Consider the following 13,419-nt stretch of genomic DNA (forward strand, 5'->3'; position numbering starts at 1 on the left):
AACTGTATCTAAATAATTTTAAGGAGAAATGACTTAATGTCTACATCATTTGAAAATAAAGCTACAAACCGTGGTATTATCACATTTACAATTAGTCAAGATGAGATCAAGCCAGCTCTTGATCAAGCATTCAACAAAGTTAAAAAAGATTTGAACGTTCCAGGATTCCGTAAAGGACATATGCCTCGTACAGTTTTCAACCAAAAATTTGGTGAAGAAGCACTCTACGAAAATGCATTGAATTTAGTGTTGCCAAAGGCTTACGAAGCAGCTGTTGCAGAACTTGGTTTAGACGTTGTTGCTCAACCAAAAATTGATGTTGTATCAATGGAAAAAGGTCAAGATTGGAAGTTGACAGCTGAAGTTGTTACAAAACCAGAAGTTAAACTTGGGGATTACAAAGACCTTTCAGTAGAAGTTGATGCTTCAAAAGAAGTTTCAGATGAAGAAGTTGATGCTAAAGTTGAACGTGAGCGTAACAACCTTGCAGAATTGACTGTTAAAGATGGTGAAGCAGCACAAGGTGATACAGTTGTTATTGACTTTGTAGGTTCAGTTGATGGTGTTGAATTTGATGGTGGTAAAGGAGATAACTTCTCACTTGAACTTGGTTCAGGTCAATTTATCCCAGGATTTGAAGAACAATTAGTAGGTTCTAAAGCTGGTCAAACTGTAGACGTTAATGTAACATTCCCAGAAGATTATCAAGCAGAAGATCTTGCTGGTAAAGATGCTAAATTTGTTACAACAATTCATGAAGTAAAAACTAAAGAAGTTCCAGCACTTGATGATGAACTTGCAAAAGATATTGATGATGAAGTTGAAACACTTGATGAGTTGAAAGCGAAATATCGCAAAGAGCTAGAATCAGCAAAAGAAATTGCATTTGATGATGCAGTTGAAGGTGTAGCAATCGAATTAGCTGTTGCCAATGCAGAAATTGTTGAATTACCAGAAGAAATGGTCCATGATGAAGTACATCGTGCTATGAATGAGTTCATGGGTAATATGCAACGTCAAGGAATTTCACCAGAAATGTACTTCCAATTAACAGGTACAACTGAAGAAGACCTTCATAAGCAATACCAAGCAGATGCTGACAAACGCGTTAAAACTAACCTTGTTATTGAAGCAATTGCAGCTGCAGAAGGCTTTGAAGCAACAGATGAAGAAATCGAAAAAGAAATCACAGATCTTGCTTCAGAATATAATATGGAAGCTGACCAAGTACGCGGTCTACTTTCAGCAGATATGCTTAAACATGATATTGCAATGAAAAAAGCGGTTGACGTTATCACTAGCTCAGCTACTGTAAAATAATTGCTTATTAAATTTTGAAAAGATTGGGCTTCCCAGTCTTTTTATTTGTGATTATTCTTTTGACGAATAGCTAAAAATAGCGTAAAATAGTAAATAGCGAAAATTTGAAAATATGACTTATCTATTTTCTATCTATAAAGAATATTGCTAAACAAAATGATAGTCTTACACAATTAAGGAGAATAACTTTGGAATTAGAAGTATTTGCTGGGCAAGAAAAAAGTGAACTTTCGATGATTGAAGTTGCTCGCGCTATTTTAGAGCAACGTGGTCGTGATAACGAAATGTACTTCAGCGATTTGGTAAATGATATTCAAACCTACCTTGGAAAATCTGACTCAGCAATCCGTGAGTCATTGCCATTTTTCTATTCAGATTTGAATACAGACGGAAGTTTTATTCCACTTGGCGAAAACAAATGGGGACTTCGTTCATGGTATGCTATCGATGAAATTGACGAGGAAATCATCACTCTTGAAGAAGATGAAGATGGCGCTCCAAAACGTAAGAAGAAACGTGTCAATGCTTTCATGGATGGTGATGAAGATGCTATTGATTACAATGATGATGATCCAGAAGATGAAGATTTCACAGAAGAAACACCAAGTTTAGAATATGATGAAGAAAACCCTGACGATGAAAAATCAGAGGTAGAATCGTATGATTCTGAGATTAATGAAATCATTCCTGATGAAGATTTAGATGAGGATGTAGAAATCAACGAAGAAGAGGAAGAAGAGGAAGAAGAGGAAGAAGAGGTTTAGATGGGGATTTTGTATTTGACAAATAGTCAGATATAGTTTAAACTATTATTCGGGCACCTCTTATGAGGTCAGATAAAGCTCCCTAGTGATAGGGGGCTATTTTGTTTTTGGGAAAGATACAGAATGGTTCCAGATAGTTTTCTGAGTAGGCCCTTGATCAGATAGTTTCTACTAGTTTTGACTAGAGAAGCTGGTATTATTTATCAATCATGTGTTTTGGGTTTTACCCGTAAACTAACTGTTAGATTAACATTTAATTTAAGGAGTTTTTAATGACAAAGTATATTTTTGTTACAGGTGGTGTGGTCTCTTCTATTGGTAAGGGGATTGTTGCAGCAAGTCTTGGGCGCTTACTAAAAAACCGTGGGCTAAAGGTGACAATTCAAAAATTTGATCCATATATTAATATTGACCCAGGGACAATGAGCCCTTATCAACATGGGGAAGTTTATGTTACAGATGATGGTGCAGAAACTGACCTTGACCTTGGACACTACGAGCGTTTTATTGATATTAACTTAAACAAGTATTCAAATGTTACAACGGGTAAGATTTATAGTGAAGTTCTTAAAAAAGAACGCCGTGGAGAATACCTTGGTGCAACTGTTCAAGTTATCCCACACGTTACGGATGCTTTGAAAGAAAAAATCAAACGTGCTGCGACAACTACAGATTCAGATGTTATTATTACTGAAGTTGGCGGTACTGTTGGAGATATTGAGAGCCTTCCGTTTTTAGAAGCACTTCGTCAAATGAAGGCAGATGTTGGTTCTGATAATGTTATGTACATTCATACAACGTTATTACCATACCTAAAGGCTGCCGGCGAAATGAAAACAAAACCGACTCAACATTCTGTTAAAGAGTTACGTGGCCTAGGTATCCAACCTAATATGCTTGTTATCCGTACAGAGCAACCAGCAGGTCAAAGTATTAAGAATAAATTGGCACAATTTTGTGATGTTGCACCAGAGGCTGTTATAGAGTCCCTTGATGTTGACCATATTTATCAAATTCCACTTAACATGCAAGCTCAAAATATGGATCAAATTGTTTGTGATCACTTGAAGCTTGAGACACCTGCTGCTGATATGACAGAATGGTCAGCAATGGTTGATAAAGTAATGAACCTTGAGAAAAAAGTTAAAATTGCATTGGTTGGTAAATATGTTGAATTACCTGATGCTTACCTTTCAGTTGTGGAGGCCCTTAAGCACTCAGGGTACGTCAACGATGTTGCTATTGACCTAAAATGGGTAAATGCTGCTGAAGTGACAGAAGATAATATTAAAGAACTTGTCGGAGATGCAGATGGTATCATCGTTCCTGGTGGATTTGGCCAAAGAGGTAGTGAGGGTAAAATTGAAGCAATTCGCTATGCACGTGAAAATGATGTTCCAATGCTTGGTGTTTGTCTCGGAATGCAGCTAACTTGTGTCGAATTTGCGCGTAATGTTTTAAACCTTCATGGAGCTAATTCAGCAGAGCTTGACCCTAAAACACCGTTCCCAATCATTGATATCATGCGTGATCAAATCGATATTGAAGATATGGGTGGTACACTTCGCCTTGGTCTATATCCATGTAAATTGAAAGCAGGTTCAAGAGCTGCGGCAGCTTATAATAATCAAGAAGTTGTCCAACGTCGTCACCGTCACCGTTATGAATTTAATACAAAATTCCGTGAGCAATTTGAGGCTGCTGGATTTGTCTTCTCAGGGGTATCACCGGATAATCGTTTGATGGAAGTTGTTGAGTTACCAGAGAAAAAATTCTTTGTTGCAGCACAATACCATCCAGAACTACAATCACGTCCTAACCATGCTGAAGAGCTTTACACAGCTTTTGTAACAGCAGCAGTTGAAAATATGAAATAACTTTATCGCCTCCCAGTATTAGGAGGCGATTTTATTTTTTTAGATAGTTTCACTATCAAAGTATCATTAGCTCTTTTCTTTTTCTAAAAATAAGGTATAATAGGTTGCATGAAAAAGATTCGATTATCAAAGTTTATTAAAATGATTGTTGTTATTTTGTTTTTAATTAGTGTAGCAGCTAGTTTTTATTTTTTCCACGTTGCCCAAGTTCGAGATGATAAATCCTTTATTTCAAATGGTCAACGTAAGCCTGGAAACTCTTTATATGCTTATGATAAATCCTTTGATAAGCTATTAAAGCAAAAAATAGAAATGACAAACCAAAATATAAAGCAAGTTGCTTGGTATGTTCCTGCTGCTAAGAAAACTCATAAGACAGTTGTTGTCGTTCATGGTTTTGCGAATAGCAAAGAGAATATGAAGGCATATGGTTGGCTGTTTCATAAGTTAGGATACAATGTTCTTATGCCTGACAACATTGCACATGGTGAAAGTCATGGGCAGTTGATAGGCTATGGCTGGAACGACCGCGAGAACATTATCAAATGGACAGAAATGATAGTGGATAAGAATCCATCAAGCCAAATTACTTTATTTGGTGTTTCAATGGGTGGAGCAACAGTCATGATGGCTAGTGGTGAAAAATTACCTAGTCAGGTTGTTAATATCATTGAAGATTGTGGTTATTCTAGTGTTTGGGATGAATTAAAATTTCAGGCTAAAGAGATGTATGGTTTACCAGCCTTCCCACTCTTATATGAAGTTTCAACAATTTCTAAAATCAGAGCAGGTTTTTCGTATGGACAAGCAAGTAGTGTCGAACAATTGAAAAAGAATAATTTACCAGCCCTCTTTATTCATGGTGATAAGGATAATTTTGTTCCAACAAGTATGGTTTATGACAACTATAAAGCTACAGCAGGTAAGAAAGAGCTTTATATTGTAAAAGGGGCAAAACATGCGAAATCTTTTGAAACAGAGCCAGAAAAATATGAGAAACGTATCTCTAGTTTTTTGAAAAAATATGAAAAATAATATTGACAACAATATGATAAGTTGATATAATTTATTATGTTGTTAAGCGGGGATGGCGGAATTGGCAGACGCGCAAGACTAAGGATCTTGTGACCGCTTTTGGTCGTGAGGGTTCAAGTCCCTCTCTCCGCAGACTAGTCGAGTTCATTTGGAACTCGACTTTTTGCATATTTAAGATAAAGATGGAGTATCACATGTCAAAAGTACGTGGCTTTGAATTAGTTAGCCAATTTAGCAATAAAGAGTTATTACCAAAACGAGAAACAGCTCACGCAGCTGGCTATGATTTAAAAGTAGCTAAAAAAACGGTTATTGAACCTGGTGAAATTACATTGGTCCCGACCGGTATTAAAGCACACATGCAACCAGGGGAGGTCCTGTACCTTTATGATCGTTCATCGAATCCACGTAAAAAAGGGATTGTCCTAATAAATTCAGTTGGTGTTATTGATGGTGACTACTATAATAACCAAGTCAATGAAGGACATATTTTTGCACAGATGCAAAATATTACTGATCAGGCTGTTATTTTAGAAGAAGGGGAACGGATTGTTCAGGCTGTTTTTGCCCCATTCTTATTGGCAGATGACGATCAGGCTACAGGAATGCGTACAGGTGGTTTTGGTAGTACTGGAAAATAAAATTATTTTACGAATAATGTTAGAAAAGGCTAGACTTACTTCTTAGCCTTTTTTGATGAGAGTAAACTTATATTTTCTCTAACTTGGTGTGATATAATGAGTGTACTAGTTATTTGGTACCAAGCTATCATATTAATTTAGAAGTTATAAAGGAGGCCTGAGTGGCTAAGAAAAAATCAGTCTTCACCTGTCAAGAGTGTGGTTACCAATCACCTAAGTATTTGGGACGTTGTCCAAATTGCTCAGCCTGGTCTTCATTTGTAGAAGAGGTTGAAGTTCAAGAAGTTAAAAATGCACGAGTTAGTTTGAACGGTGAAAAGTCCCGACCGACGAAGTTAAAAGATGTTTCCTCAATTAACTATTCTAGAACTAAGACTGATATGGATGAATTTAACCGTGTTCTAGGAGGCGGTGTTGTACCAGGAAGTTTGGTTCTGATTGGAGGAGACCCTGGGATAGGTAAATCTACTTTATTACTACAAGTATCAACTCAGCTAGCTAATAAAGGTACAGTATTATATGTCTCAGGTGAGGAATCTGCAGAACAGATTAAGTTACGAAGTGAGCGTCTAGGCGATATCGATAATGAATTTTACCTTTATGCCGAGACTAATATGCAAAGTATTCGGTCGGAGATTGAGAAGATTAAACCAGATTTTCTTATTATTGATTCTATACAAACTATTATGAGTCCCGAAGTATCAAGTGTCCAAGGCTCTGTTAGCCAAGTTCGCGAAGTGACCGCTGAGTTGATGCAGTTAGCTAAAACTAATAATATTGCTACTTTTATTGTAGGTCATGTGACTAAGGAGGGAACATTAGCAGGCCCTCGAATGCTAGAACATATGGTGGATACGGTTCTTTATTTTGAAGGGGAGCGTCATCACACGTTCCGTATTTTACGGGCAGTCAAAAACCGTTTTGGTTCGACCAATGAAATAGGTATCTTTGAAATGCAGTCGGGTGGTCTAGTTGAAGTTTTGAATCCAAGTCAAGTTTTTCTTGAAGAACGTTTAGACGGTGCAACAGGATCTGCTATTGTTGTTACTATGGAAGGAACAAGGCCTATTTTAGCAGAGGTTCAAGCTTTAGTGACTCCAACTGTTTTTGGAAATGCTAAGCGCACAACCACAGGTCTTGACTTTAATCGTGTCAGTCTTATTATGGCAGTTCTAGAAAAACGTTGTGGTTTATTGCTTCAAAATCAAGATGCCTATTTAAAATCAGCGGGTGGTGTTAAATTGGATGAACCAGCAATTGATTTAGCTGTTGCTGTAGCTATTGCTTCCAGTTACAAAGAAAAACCCACAAATCCACAAGAATCATTTATTGGAGAAATTGGACTCACTGGTGAGATTCGTCGCGTGACACGTATTGAGCAACGTATTAATGAGGCTAGTAAATTGGGCTTTACTAAAATTTACGCACCAAAGAATTCTCTAGCTGGGATTGAAATACCTAAAGGCATTGATGTTATTGGTGTGACAACTGTTAGTCAGGTCTTAAAAGCAGTGTTTTCAACATAATGATTAGATTCGGTTCAGCCGAATCTTTTTTGGTGGCGAGAGACATTTCGTGAAAAATAATGGGCAAAATGATAATATAAAAGGGTTGGTATTTAGTAAATATCGAATGATGTTACACTAACAAAGGAGATCTCTATGACCACTTATTTTGATAACTTTTTAAAAACCAATCAAGCCTATGCTGACTTACATGGAACAGCTCATCTACCTATCAAGCCAAAGACAAAGGTTGCTATTGTAACCTGTATGGATTCTCGTTTACACGTTGCTCAAGCTCTAGGGCTAGCTTTAGGAGATGCTCATATTTTACGTAATGCTGGTGGACGAGTTACAGCCGATGTTCTACGTTCTTTAGTTATTTCGCAACAACAATTAGGAACACGAGAAATCGTTGTTCTACACCATACAGATTGTGGAGCACAGACGTTTACTAACGAAGCTTTTGCTGCTCAATTACAGAGAGATTTGGGTGTTGATATGCATGGACATGATTTTCTTCCTTTTAATGATATTGAAGAAAGCGTTCGTGAAGATGTGGCAAAATTACATGCTTCTCCATTAATCCCAAATGATGTTGTTATTTCTGGTGCTATTTATGATGTAGATACTGGTCGTATGGTGGAAGTTAAATAGAAAAAATCCTGTCCTTAGCGATGGGTTTTTTTATTTTAGAAAACTAGATTTAAAGGTAACAGTTAGGCTTATCATGCCTTATGCTGGAATTCAGACAGAGGAAACATCTTTTGCTATACTGAAACTATATTATAAAAGCGGAGGAAATTTAAAATGAAAAAATATGATGTCATTGTTCTTGGTTTTGGTAAAGCAGGTAAAACATTAGCAGCAAAATTAGCAACACAAGGTAAAAGCGTTGCAATGGTCGAAGAAGACGATAAAATGTATGGGGGAACATGTATCAACATTGGATGTATTCCGACAAAAACGCTTTTAGTATCAGCTAGCAAAAATCACGATTTTCAAGAAGCTATGACTACTAGAAATGAAGTTACAAGTCGTTTACGTGCTAAAAATTTTGCTATGTTGGATAATAAAGACACTGTGGATGTTTATAATGCTAAAGCTCGCTTTATATCAAATAAAGTGGTCGAATTAACAGGAGGAGCTGACAAACAAGAACTTACAGCTGATGTTATTATTATCAATACTGGTGCTAAGTCAGTACAATTACCAATTCCAGGATTAGCTGATTCTCAACATGTTTATGATTCAACGGCAATCCAAGAATTGGCTCATCTTCCTAAACGGTTAGGTATCATTGGAGGCGGTAATATTGGGCTTGAATTTGCGACTTTATATTCCGAATTAGGGAGCAAAGTGACAGTTATTGATAGTCAATCTCGTATCTTTGCGCGTGAGGAAGAGGAATTATCAGAGATGGCTCAAGATTATTTAGAAGAGATGGGGATATCTTTTAAATTATCAGCCGATATCAAATCTGTGCAAAATGAAGATGAAAACGTTGTTATTAGCTTTGAGGATGAAAAATTAAGCTTTGATGCAGTATTATATGCAACAGGACGTAAGCCAAATACAGAAGGTTTAGCACTTGAAAATACAGATATTAAATTGACAGAACGTGGAGCTATTGCTGTTGATGAATATTGCCAAACTTCTGTTGAGAATATTTTTGCAGTTGGTGATGTTAATGGCGGCCCTCAATTCACATATATTTCTTTAGATGACTCACGTATTGTCTTAAATTATTTGAATGGTGATAAGGATTATTCTCTAAAAAATCGAGGAGCAGTACCGACTTCAACCTTTACAAATCCTCCTTTAGCAACGGTAGGTCTAGATGAAAAGACCGCTAAGGAAAAAGGATATCAAGTTAAATCTAATAGCCTTCTTGTTTCTGCCATGCCACGTGCACATGTTAATAATGACCTTAGAGGTATTTTTAAAGTTGTGGTAGATACTGAGACAAATCTTATTTTGGGAGCTCGCTTATTTGGTGCAGAATCCCATGAATTAATTAATATCATCACAATGGCAATGGATAATAAAATCCCATATACTTATTTCCAAAAACAAATTTTCACTCACCCAACAATGGTAGAGAATTTTAATGATTTGTTTAACTTTTAAGAATATTTTTAAAAAGTAAGGCAATTTTGCTTTACTTTTTTTATCGAAAAGCTAAATTCTCAAAGTAAGTTCCACCTCTAGTAGAAATGGAATTTAGTCTGATAAAAACCAATAAAAACCAACGAAAATCCGTCTCAGACTAAGTTCCGCTATGGTTGAAGTTAGTGTGAGACGTTTAGGTTGTATCAGTTAGTTGATTAGGTTAGATTTTGTCTTTTAATAGTTTGGGAGATTGGCAGACGTCTTCCGCAGTAATTTCCTCAATACCGAGTATACTTGCGATGTCTTTTCCGTAAGTAAAAGAGAATAGCTCATAAGCCGTTTTACCATTTAGAGCCTGTCTCTTAACGCTGTTGATATGAGATAGTGCCAGATTAATGTCCTCTTGAGTCAAGTTGTCGAAGGAAGTCCCCTTAGGCAGTATGTCTCTCACGAGGGTATGATTCTTCTCGATTCTTGCTTTCTGGTCAGACCGATTAGGGTCACAAAAGAAGAGTTGAGACTGTCCACAAACATCTATCTCAATATCATCCACTCTAGCGAATTCCCCACCATTATCCGTTAGGATAACAGGAAAGAGTTCGAAGAAGTCTCTCTTGTTATCATAGAGTGTCCTCTTAATGACCTGTATGTGTTTAGCAGTTTCGATAGCTGTCTTAGAATCCATCAGTTTGGCAAAGATGAAGTTACAGAAGGCGACATTGAAGGTGAGAAGGACCTTTCCACCAATCCGTCCAATAACCGTGTCCATTTCAAGCCAGGAGTTCAGCTCTGATTGGTTCATGTGTTCTATAAAATCCTCGTACCGTCGCCCTTCTTTAATCGCTTTTGGAATAGGAGGGAGTGTGCTCTTTCGCCTTTTTTTGAACTTCACAGCTCTGGGTAGGTCGATTGGTGTGATGGATAGGTAGCCTTTCTTGATGTGTCGATAAACGGTTGAAGAACTCACTTCTAGATCGTTGGTTTTGAGGATATGATAGATACGTTGGCCCTTCTTGACCCCATTAGAAAGCACTCTATCTATTTTCCAGAAGGTCTCTTTGTTCAAAGGGATTCCTTCTCTAGATTCAACTAAAAGTTTTTCATAGTTTCTTTGAGCTTGCTTAGCAAGATAGAAGGTCTTCTTGTAACCACAGTTGATCCTCCTCTTTGGACACCCATTACAAACATAGGGAGCTTTTCTTAGTAGCGGACAGTCTAGGCAGTCTTTGGTTGATTCTCTTAGTTGCTTATTTCGTTTGACTTCTTTTGCGATAGTAGTAGGGTGTTTCAGTAGATTAAGCCCGATGGCTTTAAAGGTTTCTCCTCTATCCAAACCAGATTGGATGTCATTACGGTCTGAGAGAGTTAGGTGTTTGTGTTTTGTCATGATGGATAAACTCATTTCTAACCCAAACGTCTCAGACTTAATTCCACCATAAAAATCCTTTTCACACTAACTTCCGGTTTTGGAGGGCAGACGGAACTTACTTTGAGAAATTACTTTTTATCGAAAATTAGTGTGACTATTATTACTGATTATCATTTTTAGTGATTTAGTGGTATAATAGGGTTGATTGGCAATCATCTGTAAGAGTTTGAATGATGTTTTGCCCCCTTGACTAATTCAGTTAAACTGAAAAAGTTTACTATCAGAAAATATAGGAGTAGAATTTTGGCTAATAAGATTCGTGTGCGTTATGCACCAAGTCCAACAGGATTGTTACACATCGGAAATGCGCGTACTGCGCTCTTTAACTACCTTTATGCTCGCCATCATGGTGGGGATTTTGTTATTCGTATTGAAGATACTGACCGAAAACGTCACGTCGAAGATGGTGAACGCTCTCAATTGGAGAACTTACGTTGGCTAGGTATGGACTGGGATGAAAGCCCTGAAACACATGAAAATTATCGTCAATCAGAACGCCTTGAGCTCTACCAACGTTATATTGATCAGTTGTTAGCAGAAGGTAAAGCCTACAAGTCCTATGTGACTGAGGAAGAATTAGCAGCAGAGCGTGAACGCCAAGAATTGGCAGGCGAAACACCTCGCTATATCAACGAATTTATCGGAATGTCAGAAACTGAAAAAGAAGCTTACATTGCAGAACGTGAAGCAGCAGGCATCATTCCGACAGTACGCCTTGCTGTTAATGAATCTGGGATTTATAAGTGGACTGATATGGTAAAAGGTGACATTGAGTTTGAAGGCTCTAATATCGGCGGAGACTGGGTTATTCAGAAGAAAGATGGTTATCCAACTTACAATTTCGCAGTAGTCATTGATGATCATGACATGCAAATTTCGCATGTTATTCGTGGCGATGACCATATTGCAAATACGCCAAAACAATTAATGGTTTATGAAGCACTCGGTTGGGAAGCGCCACAATTTGGTCACATGACATTGATTATAAACTCAGAGACTGGTAAGAAATTATCAAAACGCGACACAAATACTCTTCAATTTATCGAAGACTATCGTAAAAAAGGTTATATGTCGGAAGCTGTCTTTAATTTCATTGCCCTTCTTGGTTGGAATCCTGGTGGAGAAGAAGAAATCTTCTCACGCGAGCAATTAATTAATCTATTTGATGAAAATCGTCTTAGCAAATCACCAGCAGCATTCGATCAGAAGAAGATGGATTGGATGAGTAATGATTACCTAAAAAATGCTGATTTTGAGAGTGTTTTTGCACTTTGCAAACCATTCTTAGAAGAAGCTGGTCGACTTACAGACAAAGCTGAAAAATTAGTTGAGCTTTATAAACCTCAATTAAAATCGGCTGATGAGATTGTACCATTAACAGACCTTTTCTTTGCAGATTTTCCAGAATTAACAGAAGCCGAAAAAGAAGTAATGGCAGCAGAAACAGTCCCAACAGTCTTATCTGCTTTTAAGGAAAAGTTAGTATCGCTTTCTGACGAAGAATTCACTAGAGATACTATTTTCCCTCAAATTAAGGCTGTTCAAAAAGAAACAGGCATCAAAGGTAAGAACCTATTTATGCCTATTCGTATTGCGGTTTCTGGTGAAATGCATGGACCAGAGTTACCAGATACTATTTATTTATTAGGTAAAGAAAAATCAGTTCAACATATCGATAATATGTTAGCAAAATTATAATATAAAAAGTCGTGAATTTTCACGACTTTTTGTGTACTTTTACCAATTGTATTTTTCAACATTGTCTTTGGTAACAAGGTAAATTGGAGAAATCGTTTCTTTCTCTACTTTTTTGCCTTTATAATGATCAATTGCTGCTTGAATAGCTATTTCTCCCATCTTAGCTGGTTGTTGTGCAATAGTGGCTGAAATATCACCTTTTTTAATGGCATCATGGGCATCTGGCTGACCATCAATTCCTACGATAAGAACATTTTGCAAGCCAGCAGATTTGACAGCCTGTGCAGCCCCAAGTGCCATTTCATCATTTTGTGCGAAAATAATTTGGACATCTTTATGTCCTTGAATCATATTTTGTGTAGTATTCAAAGCTTTGGCGCGGTCAAAATTGGCAGATTGGCTTGAAAGAATGTCAAGTTTAGATTTTGCAACTGAATGAAATCCTTTACCACGGTCTACAGTAGCAGAGGCACCTGGTACTCCAGATAATTCAAAGGCTTTTGCTTTTTTGCCTAGTTTTTTAACGGCATAATCCGCAGCCATCTTACCAGCAGCAACGTTATCTGAAGCGACAGTAGTTAATACTTTGCCTCCCTCACTACCACGGTCCATTAGAATAACAGGAATATTAGCGTTGTTTGCAGACTTAATAGCTGTTACAATAGCTTTTGAGTCAACGGGATTAATCAAAATAGCATCTACGTTTTGACTAATAAAGTTTTGAACATCATCTGCTTGACGTGCGGCGTCATCTTGAGCATCAGCTACCTTAATGCTTATTTTTTTATTGCTCGCATATTTGTCAATACCGTCTTTCATCGCAACAAAGTAGGGGTTGTTAGTTGTTGAAATAGATACACCTAGTTTCAAATCTTTAGCAGATTTTTTGGTTACATTTTTTGTAGAATTCCCAGAAGAATTTCCAAGTCCAGTTTTACCACATGCACCGAGAATGAGGACAATAGACATCAATAAGGCTAGAAAGCCAAGTTTTTTTCCAAATTTCATTTGAAACTCCTTTAGATAAAATATAATGAACTT

Annotated in this window: 11 protein-coding genes and 1 tRNA gene; 10 read left to right on the plus strand and 2 right to left on the minus strand. The window is 37.2% G+C overall.

What is annotated here, in order from left to right:
- Positions 1-36 precede the first annotated feature (36 nt).
- From tig to A6J68_RS01865, 9 genes are all read left to right on the plus strand, one after another.
- A complete protein-coding gene (gene tig, locus A6J68_RS01825; RefSeq protein ID WP_000107752.1) occupies positions 37-1,320 on the plus strand; it encodes a trigger factor in 1,284 nt (427 codons plus the stop codon).
- 188 nt (positions 1,321-1,508) lie between these two features.
- Entirely contained in the window at positions 1,509-2,084 is a 576-nt protein-coding gene (gene rpoE, locus A6J68_RS01830; protein ID WP_000418430.1) for a DNA-directed RNA polymerase subunit delta, read from the plus strand.
- Between the two features lie 272 nt (positions 2,085-2,356).
- Positions 2,357-3,961, plus strand: coding sequence for a CTP synthase (locus A6J68_RS01835; RefSeq protein WP_000170433.1), 1,605 nt, complete (start codon positions 2,357-2,359; stop codon positions 3,959-3,961).
- A 108-nt stretch (positions 3,962-4,069) separates the two neighbouring features.
- The gene (locus tag A6J68_RS01840) at positions 4,070-4,996 is read left to right on the plus strand and encodes an alpha/beta hydrolase (RefSeq protein ID WP_000723857.1); all 927 of its coding nucleotides are present in this window, start codon (positions 4,070-4,072) and stop codon (positions 4,994-4,996) included.
- A gap of 46 nt (positions 4,997-5,042) precedes the next feature.
- A tRNA-Leu gene (locus A6J68_RS01845) sits at positions 5,043-5,128 on the plus strand.
- 62 nt (positions 5,129-5,190) lie between these two features.
- Positions 5,191-5,637 carry a dUTP diphosphatase gene (locus A6J68_RS01850; RefSeq protein ID WP_000049182.1) on the plus strand — a complete coding sequence of 149 codons (447 nt, stop codon included), beginning with the start codon at positions 5,191-5,193 and terminating at the stop codon, positions 5,635-5,637.
- A 161-nt stretch (positions 5,638-5,798) separates the two neighbouring features.
- Positions 5,799-7,163: a DNA repair protein RadA gene (gene radA / locus A6J68_RS01855; RefSeq protein WP_001085195.1), complete on the plus strand. Its 1,365-nt coding sequence runs from the start codon at positions 5,799-5,801 to the stop codon at positions 7,161-7,163.
- 135 nt (positions 7,164-7,298) lie between these two features.
- Positions 7,299-7,796, plus strand: coding sequence for a beta-class carbonic anhydrase (locus A6J68_RS01860; protein WP_000214741.1), 498 nt, complete (start codon positions 7,299-7,301; stop codon positions 7,794-7,796).
- A 153-nt stretch (positions 7,797-7,949) separates the two neighbouring features.
- Positions 7,950-9,269, plus strand: a complete 1,320-nt coding sequence (locus A6J68_RS01865; RefSeq protein ID WP_000759712.1) for an FAD-containing oxidoreductase — start codon at positions 7,950-7,952, stop codon at positions 9,267-9,269.
- A gap of 202 nt (positions 9,270-9,471) precedes the next feature.
- On the opposite strand, the gene A6J68_RS01870 is transcribed toward A6J68_RS01865, so the two are convergent.
- A complete protein-coding gene (locus A6J68_RS01870; protein ID WP_000160598.1) occupies positions 9,472-10,638 on the minus strand; it encodes an IS30-like element ISSag9 family transposase in 1,167 nt (388 codons plus the stop codon).
- 285 nt (positions 10,639-10,923) lie between these two features.
- Here A6J68_RS01870 and gltX point away from each other — a divergent pair, with 285 nt between their 5' ends.
- Positions 10,924-12,378 (plus strand): glutamate--tRNA ligase, encoded by a 1,455-nt coding sequence (gene gltX / locus A6J68_RS01875; protein ID WP_001284498.1) that lies wholly within the window; start codon positions 10,924-10,926, stop codon positions 12,376-12,378.
- A gap of 39 nt (positions 12,379-12,417) precedes the next feature.
- Here gltX and A6J68_RS01880 read toward each other — a convergent pair whose 3' ends face one another.
- A complete protein-coding gene (locus tag A6J68_RS01880; protein WP_000668255.1) occupies positions 12,418-13,386 on the minus strand; it encodes a substrate-binding domain-containing protein in 969 nt (322 codons plus the stop codon).
- Positions 13,387-13,419 lie beyond the last annotated feature (33 nt).

It is taken from the genome of Streptococcus sp. 'group B' (assembly GCF_002073795.1).
In the GTDB taxonomy this organism is placed as follows: Bacteria; Bacillota; Bacilli; order Lactobacillales; family Streptococcaceae; genus Streptococcus; species Streptococcus agalactiae.